Here is a 21,761-nt window from a genome sequence, read left to right as displayed (position 1 = left end):
AGCACATGCAACACACCTCCGCCATAAAACTGTATCAAAACCACCTTGATCCGCTGTCACGCGCAATCATGGATGGTGATGTTACAAGATTTATGGCGGGGCTGCACTTGCCCCACATCCTCCGTACGGTGGACTCGCAGATTAGCTTTGAAACCGACGACGATCTGCGCCAAGGCGTGACCTATTATATGGAGTCGCTTCAGGCGGCTGGTGTCACGCGTTTGGAACGCCGGTGCAAAAGTGCTGTGTACAAAAGCGAGACCCAGATTGAGGGGTACAATTCCGTTCGGGCCTATTCCGGCGAAGCCCCTGCAATTCTGCCATTTCTGGCCCGCATGGTGTTGGAATTTCGCGATGGGGAATGGCGGATCAGCGAGACCGATATGGCGGTCTTACGAGATAAATGGGATGTTCTCCCACAGGTCGGGGGGAAGGTCGAACCTCTTCCAAACGCCCCTTCCAGTGAGAGTGAATTCAACCTGGCGTGCTTTCAAGTGCTTCTGAATTGGTTATCTCAGGCTGCACTGTGCAATGATTTTGATGCTTGGTCACGCGCCTGTGCGCTTCCTTTGACCGTGACAGGCAGGACAGGACAAACTGTCTTTGAGACCGAAGAGGCGCTGCGCAACGAATTTCAATACTACATGTCCGCATTCGACGTGCATAACGTGACCGATATCATTCGCAGGCCTTTGGATGTTCATATGGTCGGAGAAACCCGGATGACCGGAACTTGTCGAACCTATGTTCTGAGCCACGCCAATCTGGTGGTACAGCCTTACGACTCAGAGATCACGTTTGAACGGGTGAGCAACGGGTTTTGGCAAATGGTCAAGATGGACAACATCATTGGCCACCGTGACTGGACCACCGAGGGGGCAGAGTCATGACGCAGCTTTCGGCCAAGGCGATTTATCAAGCCAATCTTGATCACGTGAGCGAAGCAGTCTGGTCAAGAGATTGGGACGAGCTGGTAAATCAGTTTGTATTCCCCCTGGTGATTAGAACTTTGGACACAGGGTCACACATCACATTGCCGTCCCAACTGGTCCAAACAGCTCAGGCCTTTCGCGACAGCTTGGCGCTTGCCAGCGCGCAATCGTACCATAGGGTTTGCATAGAGGCTCAGTTTTCTAACCCTGAGACAACCATTATCATCGGGCAACACCGTACAATTGCCTTGCGCGGTGGGAGCTATGTTCTCCCCCCTTTTGAAAGCGACATGCGGTTAGAATTACGAACAGGTCAGTGGTTGACCGGCAGTTTGTTCGCCCGCGTCAACAATCACGATTTGACAGTAGTCAGCCCAGAACTGGCTCGTTTTTCTAAGCAAGATTTAGACAATGATAGGTTTTTAGATGCCCAAAATTGATATTTCGAACGTGCCATTCAAAACTGGGTCCTCTTATCCAGAAAAATATGCCGCGCAAATGGAAGGGCGCAGTCAGCAGTCCCTTGGCGATGCGGGCGGCATAAGCCAGTTTGGCGCAAACTTGGTGCGCCTAGCCCCCAACGCCTTGTCATCCTTGCGCCATTGGCATGAACAGCAAGACGAGTTTTTGATCGTCACCGAAGGCCATTTGGTCTTGGTCGATGACACCGGTGAAACGCCTCTGAGTGTTGGCGATTGCTGCGCCTTTCCAGCGGGCGATGGCAACGGTCACCATATTGTAAACAAGTCGGAGTCTGACGGCGCTTTTCTGGTGGTTGGAACACGAACGGCAACTGAAACCGGTTGGTATTCTGACATCGATATGAAGGTCGAAGCGGCAGACGGTAAAATGACGTTCACCCGCAAAGACGGAAGCCCGGTGGATGCGTCATGACGTTTGACGATGATCAATTCGATGCGTTTCTGGCCGATATTACGGACCCGTTCCTAACTGGGGATATCACCCGTTGGATCGCCCGTATTCGGCTCCCCTTCGCCTTGATCACTCAAACCGGGCCAGTCACGCTCACAACTCTGCAAGAGGTTACCGAGAACTTCAATCTGTATCTCGTCGCGATGAAAGCACTCAAGGCCGACTTGATCATACGCGAAAAAGTTGGCTCTGAACACTGCCATGACGGCACGGTCATCGCCACCTATCGCAGCCATTTCCTGAGGCAGGGCAACCGCTTACGCGCGCCCTATACCGCCTCAGCCCTACTCCACCCCGACGGCGGCCTATGGCGCATGTCGTCGATTTTGAACGCGCTGGGACACCATCACTGGACCGGCAAACACCCATATCCATCGGGAGAAGAAGAAACGTGACCGATTTCACTATGGAAACAGACGCCAACGGCGTTGCAGTCATCACTTGGGACGTCAAAGCCAAGTCGATGAACGTCCTAAGCCTTGAGGCACTCGAAGCTTTGAACAGCTTGGTCGACGAGGCTCTGGCTGATGATGCTGTCAAAGGCATTGTCATCACCTCAGGTAAAGACAGTTTTGCCGGCGGCATGGATTTGAACGTTATCGCAAAAATGAAGGACATGGCCGGGACAAGCCCCGAGCAAGGTCTTTTTGATGGCATCATGAACATGCACAGCGTCCTGCGTAAAATTGAACGCGCGGGTATGGATCCGAAAACCAACAAAGGCGGCAAACCGATTGCAAGCGCCCTGCCCGGCACTGCGCTTGGTATTGGTCTAGAAATCCCACTGTCAACGCACCGCATTTTTGCGGCAGATAATCCCAAAGCCAAAATCGGCCTACCCGAAGTTATGGTCGGCATTTTTCCCGGTGCAGGTGGCACGACCCGCTTGGCTCGCAAACTTGGGGCGATGGGCGCATCGCCTTTCTTGCTCGAAGGAAAGCTGTCTGATCCCAAGCGAGCCAAAGCCGCAGGTTTGATTGATGAGGTTGTTGAAGACCCGTTGGCCGCTGCCAAGGAATGGGTTCTCACTGCCAAAGACGCAGACATCCTGAAACCGTGGGATGCCAAGGGCTATAAAATGCCCGGCGGTGCCCCCTACCACCCAGCAGGTTTCATGACTTTTGTTGGTGCCTCAGCCATGGTCAATGGAAAAACCCAAGGCGTGTACCCGGCCGCCAAGGCCATGTTGTCGGCAGTCTACGAAGGGGCGATGGTGCCCTTTGATACGGCTCTCAAAATCGAAGCACGCTGGTTTGTGAACGTGTTGATGAACCCAAGTTCGGGCAACATGATCCGCTCGTTGTTCATCAACAAAGAAGCCTTGGACAAAGGCGCCGTGCGCCCTGCAGATGTTTCAGACCAGTCTGTTAAAAAGGTCGGCGTTCTAGGCGCAGGCATGATGGGTGCTGGCATTTCGCTCGTTTCGGCGCAGGCTGGCATCGAGGTTGTGCTGATCGACCAAACCCAAGAAGCAGCCGACCGCGGTAAAGCCTATACTGAAACCTATGCTGATAAAGGCATCAAGCGCGGAAAATCGACACCTGCAAAGAAAGACGCGCTGTTATCGCGCATTACTGCGACCACTGATCTCCAGGCGCTCAAAGGCTGCGATTTAATCATTGAGGCAGTTTTTGAAGACATGGCCGTCAAGGCGGAGATGACCAAAAAGGTGGAAGCAATCATCGACGAAGAGTGCATCTTTGCAACGAACACGTCGACGTTGCCAATCACCGATCTGGCCAAAGCCTCAAGCCGGTCCGATCAGTTCATCGGTATTCACTTCTTCTCGCCCGTCGAGAAAATGATGTTGGTCGAGATCATCAAAGGTGCAGAAACGGGTGATCGCGCGGTCGCCAAATCCCTTGATTTCGTGCGCCAAATTCGCAAAACACCAATCGTTGTGAACGATGCCCGGTTCTTCTACGCCAACCGCTGTATCATCCCTTACCTGAATGAGGGGATTCGCATGGTCACAGAAGGCGTAGCACCGGCGCTCATTGAAAACGCGGCCAAAATGGTCGGTATGCCCCTGGGACCGCTCCAATTGACCGATGAAACGTCGATTGATCTTGGTGTCAAAATCGCAAAAGCCACCAAGGCTGCGATGGGGGCAGATTATGATGATGCGTGTGACGACATCCTGTTTTGGATGGCGGATTCCGGTCGGTTGGGTCGCAAAGCCAAGGCTGGCTTCTATTCTTATGACGAAAAGGGCAAACGAACAGGGCTTTGGGCCGATATTGCCGACAAATATGCCCCCTCTGACGATCAGCCTGATCTGATTGAAGTACAACACCGTTTGCTATTCGCCCAAGTTCTGGAGGCAGTACGGGCGCTTGAAGAAGGCGTTTTGATGGACATCCGCGAAGGTGATGTTGGCGCAATTCTGGGCTGGGGTTTTGCGCCTTGGTCGGGTGGCCCCCTAAGCTGGCTGGACATGATTGGTGCCGAATACGCCGCCGAGCGCTGTGATCAACTGCAAAAAGCATTCGGTGACCGCTTCGCCTGCCCTGACCTTTTGCGTGACATGGCACAAAAAGGTGAAAGTTTTTATGGCCGATTTGGTGGTGACGCGAAGGCCGCCTAAATAAAAAATTGCCAACTTCGGCATAAGATTTGACGCCGGGCCGGTCTATTTTGACCGGCCCGGCCTTGTTTTATTTGATTTTTTTCACTTTCTTGGCGACATCGTTCCAATTGAACAGAACATCGCAAAGCGGAACCCTTTGTTAAGACAGGGTGCTTATTCCTTAGTGTCATCAGACGTGCCGTCCTATCGGCGCAATTGGTGCCGAAAGGGAAGCAGTATCACAATGTCAGATATCCATTTCCATGCCTTGGGAACCGCTCGTGCCCGATCGGGAGAAGACCCTCTTGTCCCGTTCCTCCTCAGTGCGCGGAGCAACCCGGTGACCGTCTCTGCACGCGATGTGCGGCGGCTCGATTCACACCGGCTGCAACTATTGTTGGTCGCAGAACAACAATGGCTCGTCGACGGAGCCGACTTCAAGGTTACAGATATGTCCCCGTCATTTCGAGAGGGGCTCGAACGACTGGGACTAGACTCCGCCTATTTCGACAAGGAGAATCCGCAATGACCACCAAAGTGTTGGCGATAGATGACTCGCGCACCATCCGTAACCTGCTGCGCGTATCGCTCGAAGGCGCTGGGTTTGAATTTCATTCGGCCTGCGATGGGCAGGAAGGTGTCGAAGTCTTCCCGGATGTTGATCCAGATGTCGTGATTACCGATATTAATATGCCCAAAATGGATGGGTTTGGCGTGATTGACAGTTTGCGTAGCGGGCCAAATCGCACAAATGTACCCATTTTGGTTCTGACGACTGAGAGTTCGGATGACTTGAAATCCCGGGCCCGTGGTGCTGGCGCTACCGGTTGGATTGTTAAGCCATTTGACGACACGTCACTGGTGTCTGTTTTGCGGCGGCTAACAGGACACACAAGCTAATGTCCATGAATTCCATTCGCGATACATTCTTTGAGGAATGCGAAGAGCTGCTAGAAGCTCTTGTCGAAGGTCTCTCCCAAATGGAAGAGGCTAGTGATGACATGGAAGTCATCAATGCGGTTTTCCGCTCTGTGCATTCGATCAAGGGCGGCGCAGGTGCCTTCGCCCTAGATCGCCTGGTCAATTTTGCTCATACTTTTGAAACCGTTATGGACAGGGTCCGTGACCGCGAAATTAGCGTCGATGAGAAACTAATGGCGTTGTTTCACCGCTCGGGTGATCAACTTTCCGACTTAGTTGCCTCAGCACGTGATGAATCTGATCTCGACCCGACAGCTGAAAGCGGAATCGTAAAGGAGCTTGAAGGCTACCTCGACCCGAAAGCTGCAGCGGAAGAGTTTGATTTTGCGGCAGTTACTCTAGACTTTGACGGTCCAGCCGCAATCGAATTGCCCGACATCCCGATGGATATAGAACCCTCTGAGGAAGAGCAAGCTCCCTCAGAAAGTGTTTTTGATATCCATTTCAAACCTGAGCGTTCTCTTTACGAAAACGGGCATGAACCGCTTCTCTTGTTCGATGCGCTGGCAGAACTGGGCACTTTGTCAGTGGAAGCCGACCTTTCAAAACTGCCAAACTTCGACTCCTTCGATCCAAACGACGCCGTCATCGCGTGGAACATGACGTTGGTGACAAGTGAAAGTGAAACGACACTGCACGACGTATTCGAGTTTGTGGAAGGTTTATGCGAGCTTCAAATTTCAATGAATAGCGAAGCCCAATCAGCCCCAAAGCCTAAGGCGCTGCCCGTGGAGACTGTTACTGAGCCCGATCCGGTTCAATTAGCTGAACCTGTAGCTACAGTACAAGAAGACTCGCAACCAAATGCGACGACTTCAGTCGACACGCCCGCTGCGAAACCGGAAATACCCGTTCCCGGTAAAAACGTTCCTACACCTGCTCCTGCAGTATCGAACGCGGCAGCGCCTAAAGAATCCCGCGGACCAAAACCGACCTTGCGCGTAGACTTGGATCGAGTCGATCGTCTCATCAATACAGTCGGTGAATTAATCATCAATCAAGCCATGATTTCGCAACGCATAGAGGAACTAGACCTTCCGACAGTTGCACACTTAACAAACGAACTTGAGGCCTACAAACTGTTGGCCCGTGACATTCAAGAGGGTGTAATGGCGATCCGTGCTCAGCCGGTGAAGCCACTGTTCCAACGGATGTCGCGTATTGTGCGAGAAGCATCCGATGCCACTCATAAAAAGGCCAAACTTGTAACTGTTGGTGATTCCACTGAAGTGGATAAAACAGTGATTGAAAGGTTGGCAGATCCGCTGACACACATGATCCGAAATGCCGTCGATCATGGGTTGGAAACTGCCGAAACTAGAGAAGCCGCTGGAAAAGACCCAGTGGGAACAATTCGCTTATCAGCAGCCCATAGATCTGGAAGTGTGTTTATTGAGATTTCCGACGATGGGGCAGGCTTGAACAGAGAACGCATTCTCGCCAAGGCCATCGAAAAGAATCTCGTTGCACCGGAAGTTGAGCTGTCAGAACCGGAGATTGACAATTTATTGTTTCTACCCGGATTTTCGACTGCAGGCCAAGTTTCAAATTTGTCCGGTCGCGGTGTTGGAATGGATGTTGTCAAAAATGCTGTACAGGCATTGGGCGGCCGAGTGTCGATCTCATCAGCTCCAGGAAAAGGTACAACCTTTACAATTGTGCTACCGTTAACACTTGCAGTAATGGATGGTTTTGTAATTTCGGTGGGCAACCAAACTATGGTTATACCGATTTCCTCTATATTAGAAACAATACGGCCTAACTCAAAAGATATTCACATTGTTGGAACCGACAGCCAAGTAGTAAGCGTACGAGGATCGTATGTTCCTATCGTCGATGTCGCTCATAGCCTTGGGCTACAGGAAGAAAAATCTTTAGAAACAAACGGAATACTTCTTTTGGTTGCAACGGAGTCTCAAGACTTAACAGCAATGAGAGTAGCCGCAATACATGATCAACGACAAGTTGTAATTAAGAGCCTTGAAAGTAACTACACCGCAATTCCTGGGGTTTCGGCTGCCACAATTCTAGGTGACGGGAAAATAGCACTCATCTTGGACCCCGAGGAACTAATAAAACTCGCCCACTCCAACCCACTAGACCCGTTTGCTCAAAACACCAGAATGGAGCTCCGTCATGCCTGAGACTGCTGAAATACTTGCAGATACACAATTTGAATTCATCACATTTTCAGCCGGTGGACAAAACTACTGTCTGGAGATCACTCAGATTCGAGAAATCCGCAGATGGACTCCAGTAACTGCACTGCCGCATACTCCGGACGATGTACTAGGAGTAATGAATCTGCGAGGCGCTGTTATTCCCATATTCGACTTGTCAGCAAGGTTTGGTCTAGGGTCAACTCCAGGAAACGAACGAAATGTTGTAATTGTCGCGGCCGTAAACGGCACAACGATTGGTCTACTTGTTGAGTCTGTTTCCGAGATTTTATCTGTTGAGAAAAGCGCGATACAAGAGACACCAGATATAAAGTCTGAGGCGACTAAGCACAGTATTCGCGGAATGATTTCAGTTAATGATACGATGGTTCGTGTCGTAAATTTGGACGCCGTCCTAGAAACAGACACCGGTGCAAGTCAATGAATTTTTCGCCGCCAGAAATAAAACAAGGTGAAATTCCATTTAGCGACGATGATTTTAGATCTCTTGCTAACTTGGCGAAATTACAGTTTGGTCTTAACTTAGCAGAGAGCAAAAAACCACTGGTATACTCTCGGCTCTCAAAGCGTCTTAAGGCCCGAGGAGTTTTCAGCTTTCCAGAATACATTTCACTGCTAGTGAAGCCGGGAGAAGAAAATGAAAAATTTGAACTGATCTCAGCATTGACAACAAACGTCACGAGCTTTTTTCGTGAAATACATCATTTCAAAACACTGGAAGAAGAAATAATTCCAGACATTATAGAAAATGCGAAAAATGGAAGGCGAGTTCGACTTTGGTCTGCCGGTTGCTCAGCTGGCCCCGAACCATATTCACTTGCAATGACATTACTCAAAGCATTCCCAGAGGCAAAAGAATATGACGTTCGTATTTTGGCAACAGACATCGACCCGAAGATTATAGAGAGGGCACGGATCGGCAGATACACAGCAGAAGAAATTGATGGTATCTCTCCAGATTTCCGCTCAAAATGGATCAACAAAATCGCCGAAAAAAACTCCTTTGAGGTTTCTTCAAACTTGAAAAAACTGATAACATTTAACGAATTAAATCTTGTATCCGAATGGCCATTCAGTGGATCGTTTGATGCAATTTTTTGCAGAAATGTGGCGATATATTTTGATCAGGAAACACAGCAAAAACTTTGGCAAAAATTTTGCAACCACTTAACCTCGAACGGTGTACTTTTTATTGGGCACTCGGAGCGCGTAACTGGATCAGCAACCCGCCAGCTAGAGGGTATTGGAATTACTAGTTATCGCAAGGTCAGCAATTCTGCAGAAGACTGCAAGAATAGGAGAGAATAATGGGTTTAAAGGAATCTCTTAGGGTTATGGTTGTAGATGACATGGCCACAAGCCGTGGTCTCATCACCCAGGCGCTAGATGACATTGGCGTAAAGAACTACGTCACTGAAAACGATGGACGTCAAGCCTTGGATAGGCTAACTACTAGCCCGGTTCATTTAGTGTTATCCGATTATAATATGCCGGGGCTTGATGGTCTTGGTTTACTAAAGGCAGTTCGAACGCACCCGCCAACGCAAAAAATTGGATTTATACTTGTAACCGGCAGGCCGACTCCGGAAATTGTAAATGAAGCCAAGCGCCTTGGCCTAAACAACATGATTAAAAAACCATTTACGGCGGCATCCATGAAGCAGTGCATCGAAAGTGTTGTGGGCCGTCTATGAAAGTGGTCTCGGAATACCGGCTGCCGATACAAATAGCTACAAGTAGAGTGGCAAATGAGCTGAACGCGCTTCGCGAAAGGTTAGAACGTGTTGAGCACGGATTAGAAGCAGTTTTTTTGGAATCAGAAAGTGTGCCAAGCGGGCAAACAATAGGAATGTTGCAGGAGTTGGATGTTTTACAACAATCCGTAGGCGCATTGGCCGACTACTTGGACAAACTATCCAACCTAGTCAACTTGGAAGGTGAAGTTCTTGTCGATGATGCAGTTAAAGTCGTTCCGCTTAGGGAAATGGCCGCACGCCTAAAGGGAAAGGTTGCTCAGTCTGGCCTTCCCGGTCAACCTGAATTGTTCTAGATTCAAAAATCGTCCACAACAGGCGATTATCCGAGTTTACAGTCTAACCAGGTATTTTTATCAACGCGAGTCCGGGAGTCCTTTTGTGGCAGGAAAATCAATCATAGTTGCAACTGCAAACACTACGCAACGCAATAATATATCAGCGCTGGTTGACGCGATTCCTGACTTCGTTGTCATTGCGCGAACAGGTGATTTAATGAACACCTATAATCAGGTGGAAGCTCGCTTGCCCACAGCTGTTTTGATTTCAGATTCTTTGGCGCAATTGCCTGAGTTCGAAGTGATGCGCGCCTTGTTCTCAGCTCTGGACGTACGTTGGCTTGTTCTTACTGCACCTAATAAATCCCACCGTTCACCTGTAAACACTGATCCTGGATCTGACCTTTTTTCCGTGCCGGGTAATGCTAGTGCGAAAGTCATTGAGGGCCAGCTACGTAGTCTGACACGCTCGGGCCCTCAAAGACTGAATTCTGCGCAAAAAAGTCGCCTGACTTCCAAAAACGTTTCTCCTACAATTTCAAAAAAAATATTCTCAAATTCAGTTTCCAATCTCGATGCCGGACGAAAATTTTCTTCCATATCCACCCCGAAAGAAGATACAAAATTTGACTCCCTGATCTTAATTGGTGCAAGTACAGGAGGTGTTGATGCACTTTTGAAAGTACTGTCCACGTTTCCTGCCGATTGTCCACCGACTCTCATAGTTCAACACACCGGGGCCGGCTTTGGCGTTAGCTTAGCAGGACTACTCAATAGGCAATGCGCCCCTGAAATTTCATTAGTAGAGGGCGAAAGTCTCCTAAAACGCGGTAACATTTTAATTGGAGCCGGAAACAAATCGCACCTTGTTCTAAAGGACGCAACCTGCTTGACGGCAACCCTCAAGAAAGGAAGTCAAGTCTCGGGACATCTTCCTTCGGTTGACATGTTATTTCAGTCGGCGATTGGCCAAGCACATAAGGTGACTGCAGCCATTCTAACGGGGATGGGCAAAGATGGAGCTGAAGGGCTTTTGGCTTTAAGATCAGCTGGTGCAACGACATTCGCTCAAGACGAAGCAAGCAGCGTAGTTTATGGTATGCCGCGAGCAGCCGTAGAAAACGGAGCAGCGCAACAAGTCCTTTCTCTAGAGGAAATTGGTCCTGCGCTTCTCAAGGGGCCAAACAGGCACGGGAACCAGCTGAGAAAGGTGCATTCATGAGCTTTCATCGCGAAAAGCTAGTCAATGTAATCCAAGGCGATTATATCATTTCGGACGATGCCGAAGCTGTTTTGACAACTGTTCTTGGCTCTTGTATCGCCGTTTGCCTGTCTGACACGGTTCGAGGAATCGGCGGAATGAATCACTTTCTGCTTCCCAACCGAGAAGGCGTCGGCGGAGAGAACGTTCGATACGGTGCGTATGCAATGGAACTTTTGATCAACGGTCTTTTGAAACAAGGTGCCGAGCGAGGTCAGTTGCAAGCAAAGGTGTTTGGGGGCGGCAATATGATAGGCACATTGCGGGACATTGGAGGCTCAAACGCCGAGTTTGCGCGTCAATTTTTATCGGATGAGGGCATACCTTGTCTGGCAGAGAGCACCGGAGGCACTCAGGCTAGGCGTATTCGTTTTTGGCCGACAAGCGGAAAAGTAAAACAGCTCTTGGTGAGCAGTGATGCGGCCCCAGTTGAAGCACCAAAACCTGCCGCCCTGCCGAAGACGCCAACAGACGACATCACTCTTTTCTAGAAACTGCGAGCATTGCGTTTGGCAACTCTTCCGCAACTCCTCAATAGTTTTTGACAGGAAGACGTGCTACTCGGTTTCTGTAGGGAGACCGAGATGAATTCTAAGCCATTGTCGCTCTCGCGGGATCTGGTGCTGGTCGGTGGTGGGCACACGCACGCTCTGGTTCTGCGAGAATGGGGAATGAAGCGGTTGCCAGGAGCGAGGGTGACACTCATTAATTCGTGTCCTACGGCACCATATAGCGGGATGTTGCCCGGCTTTCTTGCCGGTCACTATGAACGTCGCGATCTGGACATCGACCTTGTCAAACTGGCGCGTTTTGCCGGAGCTCGCATTGTCATTGGATCAGTCCAAAACATTGACTTAGACAATCGCACCGTATCAATACAGGGCCGCCCGGACATCTCGTTTGATATAGCTTCGATCAACGTCGGCATAACAACCAAAATGCCGAATCTGAAAGGTTTTTCGGAGTTTGGAGTGCCGGCAAAACCTCTAGATGTGTTTTCTCGTAAGTGGGAAAGGTTTCTGAAACAAAAAGGACCTGCCCGAGTTGCAATAATAGGCGGAGGGGTCGCGGGATCGGAAATCGCGCTCGCCTTTGCCCATGCACTGAGGTCACGAAGCCGCGACTACTGCATTTCAATTCTGGACAGTGGGACCGCCTTAAGTGCCATTCGGGCCGGTACGCGCAAACGCATTTTGTCAGCACTGCAGGGCAATAAAATTGACCTTCTTGAAAAGGTGGAAATTTCTGAAGTCACAGCAGACGGTTTGCGGATGGTTAGTGGTGATTTTCTGTCAGCCGACTTTGTTTGTGGTGCAGCAGGCGCGAACCCGCAAAACTGGCTCACCCAAACCGGGCTGGAGCTCCACGATGGATTCATTAAAGTTTCTGAACACTTACAAAGCTCAGACCCTTCGGTTTTTGCTGCCGGAGATTGTGCGCATATGACGAACTCTCCGAGACCGAAAGCAGGTGTATTTGCGGTTCGCCAGGCGAATGTCCTATTTCCAAACCTACGGGCGCGCTTAACTGAAACAAGCCCAATGCGGTCTTATTCTCCCCAAAAGGATTATCTAAAACTTGTGTCCTTAGGTGGGAAAACCGCGATCGGAGATAGATTTGGTTTTTCGTTTCAAGGCACATACGTGTGGCGACTGAAGAACCGAATTGATCGGTCATTTATGGCTAAGTTCAAGTCCGCCCACCCTGCCCTTCCGAAACATGTGCCAAAGGCAATCGCCTCAGGGTCCACGCAAAATGGCGATGATAAACCACTATGTGGCGGCTGCGGATCCAAGGTAAGCCAGTCGGCATTGCAAACCACTCTATCCAGGCTTCCGCTGTCAAACAGACAGGACATCATCCCATTACCTGGTGATGATGCGGCACTGCTCCTTACAGGCGGTGTGAAACAAGTCATCAGCACGGATCATTTGCGGGCCTTTGTCGAAGATCCCGTCACCATGACCAAAGTTGCGGCAAACCACGCCTTGGGCGACATTTGGTCAATGGGAGCAACTCCACAAGCTGCTACGGCCAACATTATCCTGCCCCAAATGACAACGGATTTGGCCCAACGTAGCCTTCGCGAAATTATGGTTTCGGCAAACCAGTGCTTCACAAAGGCAGGAGCCGCGATCGTTGGTGGCCACACATCGTTCGGTTGCGAACTAACGATTGGGTTCACCGTGACAGGAATCTGTGAAACCCCTCCAATCACTCTGTCAGGTGCAGGCCCTAATCAGTTCATAATATTAACCAAACCGATTGGAACCGGCGTCATCATGGCGGCCGAAATGATCGGCGCGGCAAAGGGGGAATGGGTTGCAGCGGCGATTGAGGCGATGTGCCAGTCTCAAGCAAGTGCCGCCAGAATCCTCAAGGGGGCTTCTGCAATGACCGATGTCACTGGCTTCGGTCTAGCCGGTCACATGATGAATATATGCCAAGCTTCAAACGTCGGGGCCGTTTTGCAAGTAAACGAGATTCGCACATTGCCGGGTTCTCTCGAATTAGCCCAAACCGAAATTCACTCTACTCTTTTTGAGGAAAATCGAAAGATCTTACCAGAGTTGTCACAGAGCCCGCTGCATGACCTTTTGTTCGATCCTCAAACCGCCGGCGGGTTACTGGCGGTTGTGAAATCTGCGCCTGAACAGACTTTAAATGACCTGCGCGACGCGGGCTATGACGCGTCGCTAATTGGAACAACAACAGATCGCGTTGGTCATATTTCGATCACGTGAATAGCCCGAACGGAGTTCACGACCCGTTCAAATCTCAGACCATTGGTTTCATGCCTCAGGCACATGTAGGGGGTCTTGGAGGCACACCGCATACCGAAAAGAGGGCGGTTGGCCCCAATAGGATTAAGTCCCGCTTCGGCTACTCGTTTATGCCAACTTCGGTTCGAATGCGATGGGGCTTATCCAGCTGAACCTCCCCGGTTTTGCAGGAGAATGTTGAGTTCGCATTTCAAGCTGCGGTTTTGTCTGATTTCAAGGCCTGTTCGTTTTTCCCCTCAGATTCGGTTGGCGTGATGTATGCCAGAGGCGCAAGCAGGCGTTCTTTGTTGAACCAATCGACCCACTGCAGGGTGTCCCGCTCAACTTGATCCTTTGGCTTTCAAGGACCGAGGCAGGTGATAATTTCCGTTTTGAACAAGCCGATTATCGTCTCGGCCATCGAGTTTGCGCGCGTAGATGGTTTGTTCCAAAGCATCCAAAACAAACTGCGTGTCCTTTTTCATCGATGCCTTCCAGCCGACGATGCGATTCGCAAAGGTGTCGATGACAAAGGCCACGTAGACAAATCCGCGCCAGGTGGACACGAATGTAAAATAGGACACCCACAACTCGTTTAGCATTGAGGCCCGGAACTGCTTATTCACCGTGTCCAATCGCCTGTAGGTTAATATCGTCCTCTTCACCCCATTTGGACAAGATCAACTCGTTGGTTTGATCAATAACACCGTCACCTGTATCCAACACATCTCGGGTGCTTCCATCAATTTCGGAGACAGCAGAAGGATCAAACCCAGCCGCCAAATCGATGACCAAGAAACCATCGGCATCAGCGGCCTAAGACGTTTCCTTACGGAAACCGTCGTTGTCCATGTCAAAGTAAACAGACGTGCCGAAGGCGATTTCCACACCGTCACCACCGAGATCGAGAATGACGAGGCAAGGATTACAAGACATATCAAGAACGTCACCAGGCAGTTCCGTGGAAGGCGAACTTCCAACAACGTGCGTATTGGTCTCCAAGACTTAATTTGGGTCGCTAGTCCTTCCTGTGCTGGAAGGGCCATTAGTTTCGGAGACATTGTTAGGGTCAGATCCAGCGTTAGCTCGTTCATCTTAATCCAATTCATCCCGCACATTGCTAGGCACATTTGGTTCGGAGGATTATTATGGATGAGTTGGTCCAGCAGGCGTCCCCGACGATGTTCGGTCTAGAGATGTTCCAGACTCTAGCGCCTGTTAATGTGGGGAACACTCCAGACTGCGGATCGATTGGATGGCCTGCCCAACTTTCGTACACCGGCACGATCTGCTGTGCAGTTAACCCTGGATACAACTCCTTCAAAGCTTGAACGCCGAGGGTGTTGCGCTTCATTTCAGGTACAAGGACTTCCTGCACATATGCATCTCCGACAAGTTGAGGTATTCCTTCCCCTTTCCCCAACGATAAAACCGCTTGAGATACATTGCTTAAGTTTCCGCCCCCCCTGTAACACCAGCTACAAATCCACCCGTGACCAATATGCCTCCTGCTTCCACCATCACGGTTTTTGCCAGACCCAGTCGAACCGCCCCAGCTATCCCCCCACCTCCGGGAATCGTCAGACCAGATCCCAGCCTGACCAGCGCTTCGAAAAGCACTTCAGTTTCTGCGATGGCCTCAAGACTTGCCAAATCTTTTTCTGGAACATTCTCCAACAGTTCCGCTGCATTCAAAATTTGCCCAGTATTTGTATCAATAATAGCGTCTGGGTAAACATCACTTCCCATTACTAATCTTTCCCACTAATTTAAGAATTAAAAAGGCGCTCACAACAAGAATTACAATTGATAGCAAGGGCATGTGATATCCAAGCACGTGCATCACAAATAGGTTTGAAATGGACAAGAAAATTATGGCTATTTGAGGCCCATTCTTTGACAGCTTTTTCATAACACCAACTGTTAGTTGCGACGTCAAAAGACTAAGTCGATTCTAGAAAAAACCCAATATGCAGAGTTTGTTTCCCTGGATTTTTTATCTAGTATCAAACGGCCATCTCGACCCAGTCATTTACGCCAGTAAAAATCCGATTTTATCGGCAGATCTAAAACGGTCGATACTGGAGAAAAATCTATTACTAATTAAAAATCAAACCACTGTTTCAATCTCTCCAAATATTAGAAGAACTCAGAGATGATGGGACAGCCAGAAACGCAAAAAATCAGTTTTAACGGTTCAGGCTTGAGAATCATGTCCCTAAAAAACCACTTACTTCGCAAAATCGATTGGCTTCTAGGTTTCGACGCGGTTCGCAATGAGTTGGCGTCCCTGTACACTCATACGGGCCGCCCGCCTGTCTACCCTGACTTCATGTTGCGCATGACGTTGGTGGCCTATCTGTATGGCTTCCGCTCAGAGCGGCGCTTGGTCGACGATGCCCATCTAAATCTGGCGTATCGGTGATTTTGCAAGTTGAGCCTGGACGGCCGCGAACCTGACCCTCAAAGTTTTCGAAAAACCGGCATGCATTTGCCCGGCAGGCGTATCAAAGGGATGCTGCCGAGGGGACCGTTTTGCCGATGGCGATATTATGTGTCGCCTGTTTGAGAACGTTGTTGAAAAATGCGTGGGCTACGGCTTTGTCGGCGGCACAGACCCAGCTGTTGATGGCAGCACCATTGAGGCTGACGCCACTCAGATCGCAAGGTCTCCCCCCAAGAGATCGAGAAACTGTGGTCGCGAAGAGAACAAGTACAGCACCCGATGGCAGAATGCCTCACCAAGCTCGTAGACGCGGAGCAAAAACGGTAAACATGGCATCAGCCATTTCCAATATGGTGCAAAAAACGCCACAAGCTCCACTTACTTCGAAGGCCACAAACTGACGCTTCGCACCACAAACAAAACCAAACGAATAAAGTGTAGTGGATGAGATTTGATCTGACAGTTTTCCGTTTTATGGGCGGTGCCAGTCAAGCGAAGTTCATGAACTTTTCCCGCCAGATTTTTTCCCCTAGATCATAGTTTCAATGGGTGTTCTGCAGTAACACATTTTCACTGATACGTGCGCTCGTGGTTTTATAGGCGCAGCCAGTCATCCAGATCGGCCCGCACCGCGTAGAGACAAAGACGCCAAACTGCACAACTCATTGGTCGTGCGGACCTGGCCATACTCAGCGAAGTAGATAGCGGATTTCATCACGGCCGATTTTGTAGCCTCATCGACGCGATTAGCAAAATTAGGTGTGCTTGTGAGACTGCAGATCAGAACGTTTCACGTCGAATCCACTCGAAACTCTTCCGTTCGCACTGCGTACAAAACTCGTCTCCCTCGCCCCGAAATCATCAAAAGATCGGCATCAAATCATGACGCGTCCACCGCCCCACAGGCGGTGACAAACCAAATACAAGGTAAGTGCGGGCCATCACAGATCGCGTGAACCTTGGTATTTATGCGGCCTTTTGTTTCATCCATTCAGGCCGCCTCGCTCATTCTTGTAAATGTTTGGTCGACGATACTATCTTTCGGCCATGATACGTTCCTGACGAACCTAACATCAGCCAACACTTGTCCTGGAAAAGGGCCATTTGTATTGCGTAGGCGAAGAAGAAACAGGTGCGGCGAGAACCCTAGAAGCGCACAAGAAAACACTCCTTAATGAAACCGAAAATCACGTTAACCTCATGAGAAAAATAATTTTTTACCCCATCTCCATGATGACAAACATCCAATCAACGCGGATTGCAAGGAGAACAAATTTGGGGATAGTAGGAAAAATCTGCAATGCTGGAGATTGATCAGAAAGCGAAAAACACCTCCGTCTGCGCACCGATGCATTTTTCTTCAAAAAGGCACTGGACACTCTTTGCTACCTCGTTTAGACCGCCCCTCACCCGAAGGACAGACCTTCACCCATGCCCGGGTAGCTCAGGGGTAGAGCAGTGGATTGAAAATCCTCGTGTCGGTGGTTCGATTCCGCCCCCGGGCACCATTAAATCAATTTAAGTAATTGATTTTTATGCCGAAAATGGGTTAACGATAAGTTTGGTCCCCACTATAGCCCCCAACTCCGGTGGAGAGCTAGACTTCCCTAGGTCGTTGTTTTTGGATAGCTTATAGGGCGATTATAGTAGGCTTTATTCATTGGATCGGACTTTAGATTCTAGGCTTCCACCATGCAACTAAGTCGATTGGCCCTGCGGGGTCACGAACAATGGATGTATCGGAATAGTCGGTCCTCGTTTGGTACCAGGGGCAACCGTTCCACGAACAAGACAAGCGCCACAGGAACCGTACTCTCTCTAAACGTATCCGCCGGTGATCGAGCCGCCAGTAGAATGTGGCAGGCATGCCCTGCGTCATCGATTTTGGCCCTTTCTATCGGCCACAATGAGGTCAGCGACCTGCTCGCGCTGATCGCTGTCTCACCCAATAGCTTTGGGGTAATGGCATAGGTTTTCGTTTAGCGGCCTCTTAGGCAACCTAGTCGTCCGTCTCTCTTTGCCCTTGCTTACCTTCCCAACGCTTCATAGAGGCCTCTGACAGCGTTTCAAACTCTTTGTAGATGTCAGGGTGACGCCGCATGTCCTGCTCCAGTTCAGCCATGACATTCACATGGCGACGCACTTCGGACAGGATTGCCTCTTTCTCGGCGCAGGCTTTGCGTTCAAATGCACCTGCTTTGATGCTGCTGTAGTAAGCCTGTGCGGCATGATCGAGCGTGTCCACTCCATCGGTTGCGGTGCGGATCAGCGCCCCTGTGGCAGAAACTACGTTACTTGTTGTGTCGATGGTGGTCGTGATCAGGTTGCGTGCGGACAAGAATATTCCGGCCATTCAAGGTACTCCTTCATTCTGATTGGCTTGGGTCATTGGCCTGTGCCAAATCCAATGGGGGCGTCAGCCCCTTGTGTTGGGTGTTGAAGGCCGGGGGGGGGATACCTTGGAAATTCTGGTCCGCCCGTTAGTGCATAAGAAGAGGAAAGAGCCAATCCGAGGAATGACATGCAAAAATATTCCGGCAGAAAACATGGCTGAAAGACGGCAATACGTCAAAGAAACCAAGCTGCTGTTGTCACCACCAGAGCGTCTCAAATGGTTAAATCAAGGCAAATCTGGAACCAACCGACGCAAGGGTATCTTTCATCATCAGCACCAGGCTCTCACCAAAACCTCCAAAAAAACCGGTTTTCACATAAACATCGATAGAAAATACTCTGTTTCAAAATTGACCTAGTACCGGAAGAAACGGAATTTCTGGATTTTTGGTACGTTACCGATGACCTGAACTGACCCGATTAGGAGCCACAGCCAGGAGGGCACTCCCAGCTGTGGCAAGTCAATTTAGGGCAACAAACTACGAAGACGAAGGCCGTTGATCACGCGACAATTTCCAGGCTTCGTTTCCCTGAAGCCAAGCATGATCAGATCATTCTTGAATGCCTTCTTGATCTGCGGCTGGATACCTTGGTTCTTGCACCATTCTTGATATCGCGAGAAGAGGCCCTGGGTGGGAACGTTCGACGCGGCGTCGACCTCCGTTTCGTCGTCTAGGAAGTTCTGAATGATGTTCTCTTCTTCCAGGTAAACATCGGATGCCACCCTAATCACCTCGGGCACCGCCAAGCTATGTGCTTGCCATTGCAGGGCACCTTGTATCATCCAGCTCAGAATCTTCGGTGCCTCAGCCCTCAGCTTTGCGCCAAGGTGAGGATCGCGTTCTTCTTCTGGAATTTGAACATTGAATGGGACCAAAACAAACCTCGCCCTCATTGCTGGATCAACGCTTTCCAAACTTGGCTTTTCGTTACCAGCAATCATCAAAGTTAGCTCAGGCACAAAGGTCAGATTGTTCTGGTACAAGAAGCGCGCTGTGACAGCCTCACCGCCGGTCAATTGTTTCAATAGTGACTCGTCCCATGTTGCCCGTTTCGGAATCTCGGATGCGGAAACAAAACGTGCGCCTCGTAGTGCTGCAATTCCTTCTGTGGACTTTTGATACTTCGACGCAAGCAAAAGGTTAGAGCTAGCAGTTGTGGCGTAGTCCCCCATCACAAACCTCAGGGTTTCGAGAAAAACGCTTTTTCCGTTTCGCCCGCTGCCATGAAGGAACAAGAATTTGTGCTCTTCGTTCATTCCCGTCAGAGCATAGCCTGCGGCTCGCTGCATAAAGTCAATAATCTCCTGGTCGCCATTGAAGATTCGTTCAAGGAACGAAAGCCAGAGGGTTGGTACAGAGGAAAGGTCAGCAGGCCCACAATTGGTCTGCCTTGAGATCATGTCCTGACGTCGTGCAGGCCTCATTTTACCGGTGCGGAGATCAACCGTGACGGACGGCGTTCCAAGGAGCAATGGGTCGGGGTCAAAATCCTCTGGCAGTGCTGGGACACCTTGATTCGTTTGCGCGATTACCTCTACCGCTTTGATGTTGGCCATGCTCTTCAACTGGCGAGTCTTGGTACGAGCCCAGTTCAGAAGCTCGTTGCCCGCGTAACCCATTGACTGGGCCTCCGCAGTCGCCAGTTTTAGAAGTAGTTCTGCCTCTGCCCTTGCAAAAGCACGTATCCTGGCTCTGCAATTTTGAGTTTTGTCTTTTTTCCAAACCACACCGTCCCAGAATTTCCATTCGGATAATAGAGAGGTGTATTTTGCTCCCTGATTGAACCCTTGTTTTCCAAAACGGCTTGCTTGGCCATCATGGCTTAGGTCCAGGTCACGAACTGTTTTGACTTGATTGTATTCATTTTGAAGCTCCAAGGCTTGGGTCGCGGAGTTTCCTTGGTTTACGAGTATTGCATTAGCGTTCATATTCGAGGTTCCTCGATTGAACGACAAAGGCCGACTTGGTAAGTTTCTACCACTATGCTTGGCTCTGCAGCTTTATTCTGCAGAAAAAAGATCAGAAATCTCCCATCGGCTCTTGCCGGTAAGATTTATTTATGTGGGCTTTCTTTGAGCCAAGTTGATGCATTGGCGACAGGACGGCTTTCGATCCACGACAATACATCATGCATGTCCCAAGCTACGTGCCGATGGGAAATCTTGAGCGGACGGGGAAATTCCCCAGCTTGCACCTTGTTGTAGATAGTGGAACGGCCCAAACCCGTCATCGACATGACTTCAGGCATTCGGATGAGCTTTTTCAGCTTCGATGATCTTTGCATAGGTATCCCCTAGCTGCATATTTCAGACAGCCCAGGCCACGCGTTCGAAGCATGCTAATGAAGCTAGATAAGGTTTAAAGCCACGCTTAGCTTTTCCCGATCTGTTGACAACTTCCGGAGCAAACACCTGTGCCGACCAGATCAAGGTCGGACGTGAACAAGTCCTGGGCGATTTACCGCAGCGAGAAGGACTCCGCAGGTATCAGTAGACACCATTTGGTTGGTCTTCGCTCCTAACAGAGTTCATTCGAATCTCTGTTGATGCGAAGATGTCCACTGACATCCTGATAGTCAAGAAAAAATCTTTCTGATAAAGTTCATCCCATATTTTAAAACACAATCATATGGTTATGGCGCAGTGAAGACTCGAAGAGGTGATCAAATGGCTTTGAGGTCGTGTGGATCAACTGCGTTGGCCGACGCTCCTCGGCCCCATCACCGGCTCCGCTGCGCTTCGCCGGTGCGCGGCCTCGGAGCTGGAAAGGTGGGTGGTTGGGCTTGCTGCAACACTTGGGAGAAGTGCGCATTCACGTCGCGGAAACGGCCTATGAGTAGCCCTGAGGCAAGTGGGTTGACGGGCCAGTCCCGCGCAAGACGCTCGACGCCGCCCAGCCCCCGGGCACCGGGGGCGGGCATGGCGTCGTGAGACGCCGGGCGGGGATGGGCCGTCAAGGAGGCTGACAGGCTCCCAATCGCTTGGCCGGGCGCGGCCCGAAGGGCGCGCGCGAGATCCGTGGCTCGCGTGCGAGCGCCCGGACAAGGAACAGATTTTGCGCAGCAAAAATCTGCGATTGGGACAGCCTCCGACCCCTTGCCGATGGGCGGGAAAACGTCTCGCTAATGTACGTGCGAACGGCCCCAACCGGACTTCGGAAGCCTGCAATTTATGCTGCGGCTGCAGTCCGGATTGCGGACATTTGCGGAGACATAGAAAGCAGCAATTTTAAAATGCTCTAGACTTGTGCAGCGAGCTGAAAAAGGAAAA

Annotated in this window: 22 protein-coding genes, 1 tRNA gene and 1 pseudogene; 18 read left to right on the top strand and 6 right to left on the bottom strand. The window is 50.2% G+C overall.

The window, feature by feature from the left end; translation table 11 throughout:
- Positions 1–5: 5 nt before the first annotated feature.
- The 15 genes from ACRBB0_RS11480 (at position 6) to selD (ending at position 13,632) form a co-directional block, all read left to right on the top strand.
- Positions 6–890, top strand: coding sequence for a hypothetical protein (locus tag ACRBB0_RS11480; RefSeq protein WP_431374571.1), 885 nt, complete (start codon positions 6–8; stop codon positions 888–890).
- Positions 887–1,372, top strand: coding sequence for a hypothetical protein (locus ACRBB0_RS11475; RefSeq protein WP_431374570.1), 486 nt, complete (start codon positions 887–889; stop codon positions 1,370–1,372). Before ACRBB0_RS11480 ends, ACRBB0_RS11475 begins: the two co-directional genes overlap by 4 nt.
- The gene (locus ACRBB0_RS11470; RefSeq protein WP_431374569.1) at positions 1,359–1,826 is read left to right on the top strand and encodes a cupin domain-containing protein; all 468 of its coding nucleotides are present in this window, start codon (positions 1,359–1,361) and stop codon (positions 1,824–1,826) included. Before ACRBB0_RS11475 ends, ACRBB0_RS11470 begins: the two co-directional genes overlap by 14 nt.
- The gene (locus tag ACRBB0_RS11465; RefSeq protein ID WP_431374568.1) at positions 1,823–2,260 is read left to right on the top strand and encodes a hypothetical protein; all 438 of its coding nucleotides are present in this window, start codon (positions 1,823–1,825) and stop codon (positions 2,258–2,260) included. The genes ACRBB0_RS11470 and ACRBB0_RS11465 overlap by 4 nt, the downstream gene beginning before the upstream one ends.
- The gene (locus ACRBB0_RS11460; protein ID WP_431374567.1) at positions 2,257–4,452 is read left to right on the top strand and encodes a 3-hydroxyacyl-CoA dehydrogenase NAD-binding domain-containing protein; all 2,196 of its coding nucleotides are present in this window, start codon (positions 2,257–2,259) and stop codon (positions 4,450–4,452) included. Before ACRBB0_RS11465 ends, ACRBB0_RS11460 begins: the two co-directional genes overlap by 4 nt.
- Before the next feature lie 226 nt (positions 4,453–4,678).
- Positions 4,679–4,963: an STAS domain-containing protein gene (locus ACRBB0_RS11455; RefSeq protein ID WP_431374566.1), complete on the top strand. Its 285-nt coding sequence runs from the start codon at positions 4,679–4,681 to the stop codon at positions 4,961–4,963.
- Complete coding sequence (locus tag ACRBB0_RS11450; RefSeq protein ID WP_431374565.1) at positions 4,960–5,334, top strand: response regulator; 375 nt, start codon at positions 4,960–4,962, stop codon at positions 5,332–5,334. Before ACRBB0_RS11455 ends, ACRBB0_RS11450 begins: the two co-directional genes overlap by 4 nt.
- Entirely contained in the window at positions 5,334–7,559 is a 2,226-nt protein-coding gene (locus ACRBB0_RS11445) for a chemotaxis protein CheW (protein WP_431374564.1), read from the top strand. Before ACRBB0_RS11450 ends, ACRBB0_RS11445 begins: the two co-directional genes overlap by 1 nt.
- On the top strand, positions 7,552–8,019 hold the full coding sequence (locus ACRBB0_RS11440) for a chemotaxis protein CheW (protein ID WP_431374563.1): 468 nt from the start codon (positions 7,552–7,554) through the stop codon (positions 8,017–8,019). The genes ACRBB0_RS11445 and ACRBB0_RS11440 overlap by 8 nt, the downstream gene beginning before the upstream one ends.
- Complete coding sequence (locus ACRBB0_RS11435) at positions 8,016–8,903, top strand: protein-glutamate O-methyltransferase (protein WP_431374562.1); 888 nt, start codon at positions 8,016–8,018, stop codon at positions 8,901–8,903. The genes ACRBB0_RS11440 and ACRBB0_RS11435 overlap by 4 nt, the downstream gene beginning before the upstream one ends.
- Positions 8,903–9,289 carry a response regulator gene (locus ACRBB0_RS11430; RefSeq protein ID WP_431374561.1) on the top strand — a complete coding sequence of 129 codons (387 nt, stop codon included), beginning with the start codon at positions 8,903–8,905 and terminating at the stop codon, positions 9,287–9,289. The genes ACRBB0_RS11435 and ACRBB0_RS11430 overlap by 1 nt, the downstream gene beginning before the upstream one ends.
- Positions 9,286–9,645, top strand: a complete 360-nt coding sequence (locus ACRBB0_RS11425) for a hypothetical protein (RefSeq protein WP_431374560.1) — start codon at positions 9,286–9,288, stop codon at positions 9,643–9,645. The genes ACRBB0_RS11430 and ACRBB0_RS11425 overlap by 4 nt, the downstream gene beginning before the upstream one ends.
- 85 nt (positions 9,646–9,730) lie before the next feature.
- Positions 9,731–10,849, top strand: coding sequence for a CheB methylesterase domain-containing protein (locus ACRBB0_RS11420; RefSeq protein ID WP_431374559.1), 1,119 nt, complete (start codon positions 9,731–9,733; stop codon positions 10,847–10,849).
- Positions 10,846–11,379: a chemotaxis protein CheD gene (locus ACRBB0_RS11415; RefSeq protein ID WP_431374558.1), complete on the top strand. Its 534-nt coding sequence runs from the start codon at positions 10,846–10,848 to the stop codon at positions 11,377–11,379. The genes ACRBB0_RS11420 and ACRBB0_RS11415 overlap by 4 nt, the downstream gene beginning before the upstream one ends.
- Positions 11,380–11,472: 93 nt before the next feature.
- Positions 11,473–13,632: a selenide, water dikinase SelD gene (gene selD / locus ACRBB0_RS11410; protein WP_431374557.1), complete on the top strand. Its 2,160-nt coding sequence runs from the start codon at positions 11,473–11,475 to the stop codon at positions 13,630–13,632.
- Positions 13,633–13,861: 229 nt separating this feature from the next.
- Here selD and ACRBB0_RS11405 read toward each other — a convergent pair.
- The 3 genes and pseudogenes from ACRBB0_RS11405 to ACRBB0_RS11395 all read right to left on the bottom strand — a co-directional run.
- Positions 13,862–14,282 (bottom strand): annotated as a pseudogene (locus ACRBB0_RS11405) (DDE-type integrase/transposase/recombinase); the annotation flags it as partial.
- Positions 14,269–14,445 carry a hypothetical protein gene (locus ACRBB0_RS11400; protein WP_431374556.1) on the bottom strand — a complete coding sequence of 59 codons (177 nt, stop codon included), beginning with the start codon at positions 14,443–14,445 and terminating at the stop codon, positions 14,269–14,271. The gene ACRBB0_RS11400 and the pseudogene ACRBB0_RS11405, both read right to left, overlap by 14 nt.
- A gap of 654 nt (positions 14,446–15,099) precedes the next feature.
- Entirely contained in the window at positions 15,100–15,399 is a 300-nt protein-coding gene (locus ACRBB0_RS11395) for a hypothetical protein (protein WP_431374555.1), read from the bottom strand.
- A 463-nt stretch (positions 15,400–15,862) separates the two neighbouring features.
- On the opposite strand from ACRBB0_RS11395, the gene ACRBB0_RS11390 reads away from it, so the two are divergent.
- Together ACRBB0_RS11390 and ACRBB0_RS11385 are read left to right on the top strand one after the other, a co-directional pair.
- Entirely contained in the window at positions 15,863–16,075 is a 213-nt protein-coding gene (locus ACRBB0_RS11390) for a transposase (RefSeq protein ID WP_431374554.1), read from the top strand.
- 1,454 nt (positions 16,076–17,529) lie between these two features.
- Positions 17,530–17,604: transfer RNA gene (locus tag ACRBB0_RS11385), tRNA-Phe, on the top strand.
- Positions 17,605–18,095: 491 nt separating this feature from the next.
- On the opposite strand, the gene ACRBB0_RS11380 is transcribed toward ACRBB0_RS11385, so the two are convergent.
- Complete coding sequence (locus tag ACRBB0_RS11380) at positions 18,096–18,449, bottom strand: hypothetical protein (RefSeq protein ID WP_431374553.1); 354 nt, start codon at positions 18,447–18,449, stop codon at positions 18,096–18,098.
- Between the two features lie 106 nt (positions 18,450–18,555).
- Between ACRBB0_RS11380 and ACRBB0_RS11375 the strand changes: the two genes are divergently transcribed.
- The gene (locus tag ACRBB0_RS11375; protein WP_431374552.1) at positions 18,556–18,849 is read left to right on the top strand and encodes a hypothetical protein; all 294 of its coding nucleotides are present in this window, start codon (positions 18,556–18,558) and stop codon (positions 18,847–18,849) included.
- Positions 18,850–18,956: 107 nt separating this feature from the next.
- Here ACRBB0_RS11375 and ACRBB0_RS11370 read toward each other — a convergent pair whose 3' ends face one another.
- Both ACRBB0_RS11370 and ACRBB0_RS11365 read right to left on the bottom strand, forming a co-directional pair.
- Positions 18,957–20,420, bottom strand: a complete 1,464-nt coding sequence (locus ACRBB0_RS11370; protein ID WP_431374551.1) for a phage/plasmid primase, P4 family — start codon at positions 20,418–20,420, stop codon at positions 18,957–18,959.
- A gap of 125 nt (positions 20,421–20,545) precedes the next feature.
- Positions 20,546–20,776, bottom strand: a complete 231-nt coding sequence (locus ACRBB0_RS11365; protein WP_431374550.1) for a helix-turn-helix transcriptional regulator — start codon at positions 20,774–20,776, stop codon at positions 20,546–20,548.
- Positions 20,777–21,761: the final 985 nt, after the last annotated feature.

Origin of the sequence: Pelagimonas sp., from assembly GCF_050633425.1 — a bacterium.
Classification (GTDB): Bacteria; Pseudomonadota; Alphaproteobacteria; order Rhodobacterales; family Rhodobacteraceae; genus Pelagimonas.
Note: the sequence above shows the minus strand (reverse complement) of the source record. Positions and strands in the feature narration are given on the sequence as shown.

Coding starts and splice junctions, on each gene's coding strand:
- ACRBB0_RS11380 (WP_431374553.1), bottom strand. CDS start 18,449: ATGGCCGGAATATTCTTGTCCGCACGCAACCTGATCACGACCACCATC.
- ACRBB0_RS11435 (WP_431374562.1), top strand. CDS start 8,016: ATGAATTTTTCGCCGCCAGAAATAAAACAAGGTGAAATTCCATTTAGC.
- ACRBB0_RS11430 (WP_431374561.1), top strand. CDS start 8,903: ATGGGTTTAAAGGAATCTCTTAGGGTTATGGTTGTAGATGACATGGCC.
- ACRBB0_RS11370 (WP_431374551.1), bottom strand. CDS start 20,420: ATGAACGCTAATGCAATACTCGTAAACCAAGGAAACTCCGCGACCCAA.
- ACRBB0_RS11425 (WP_431374560.1), top strand. CDS start 9,286: ATGAAAGTGGTCTCGGAATACCGGCTGCCGATACAAATAGCTACAAGT.
- ACRBB0_RS11470 (WP_431374569.1), top strand. CDS start 1,359: ATGCCCAAAATTGATATTTCGAACGTGCCATTCAAAACTGGGTCCTCT.
- ACRBB0_RS11415 (WP_431374558.1), top strand. CDS start 10,846: ATGAGCTTTCATCGCGAAAAGCTAGTCAATGTAATCCAAGGCGATTAT.
- ACRBB0_RS11440 (WP_431374563.1), top strand. CDS start 7,552: ATGCCTGAGACTGCTGAAATACTTGCAGATACACAATTTGAATTCATC.
- ACRBB0_RS11445 (WP_431374564.1), top strand. CDS start 5,334: ATGTCCATGAATTCCATTCGCGATACATTCTTTGAGGAATGCGAAGAG.
- ACRBB0_RS11465 (WP_431374568.1), top strand. CDS start 1,823: ATGACGTTTGACGATGATCAATTCGATGCGTTTCTGGCCGATATTACG.
- ACRBB0_RS11475 (WP_431374570.1), top strand. CDS start 887: ATGACGCAGCTTTCGGCCAAGGCGATTTATCAAGCCAATCTTGATCAC.
- ACRBB0_RS11455 (WP_431374566.1), top strand. CDS start 4,679: ATGTCAGATATCCATTTCCATGCCTTGGGAACCGCTCGTGCCCGATCG.
- ACRBB0_RS11365 (WP_431374550.1), bottom strand. CDS start 20,776: ATGCAAAGATCATCGAAGCTGAAAAAGCTCATCCGAATGCCTGAAGTC.
- ACRBB0_RS11395 (WP_431374555.1), bottom strand. CDS start 15,399: ATGGGAAGTGATGTTTACCCAGACGCTATTATTGATACAAATACTGGG.
- ACRBB0_RS11480 (WP_431374571.1), top strand. CDS start 6: ATGCAACACACCTCCGCCATAAAACTGTATCAAAACCACCTTGATCCG.
- ACRBB0_RS11390 (WP_431374554.1), top strand. CDS start 15,863: ATGTCCCTAAAAAACCACTTACTTCGCAAAATCGATTGGCTTCTAGGT.
- ACRBB0_RS11450 (WP_431374565.1), top strand. CDS start 4,960: ATGACCACCAAAGTGTTGGCGATAGATGACTCGCGCACCATCCGTAAC.
- selD (WP_431374557.1), top strand. CDS start 11,473: ATGAATTCTAAGCCATTGTCGCTCTCGCGGGATCTGGTGCTGGTCGGT.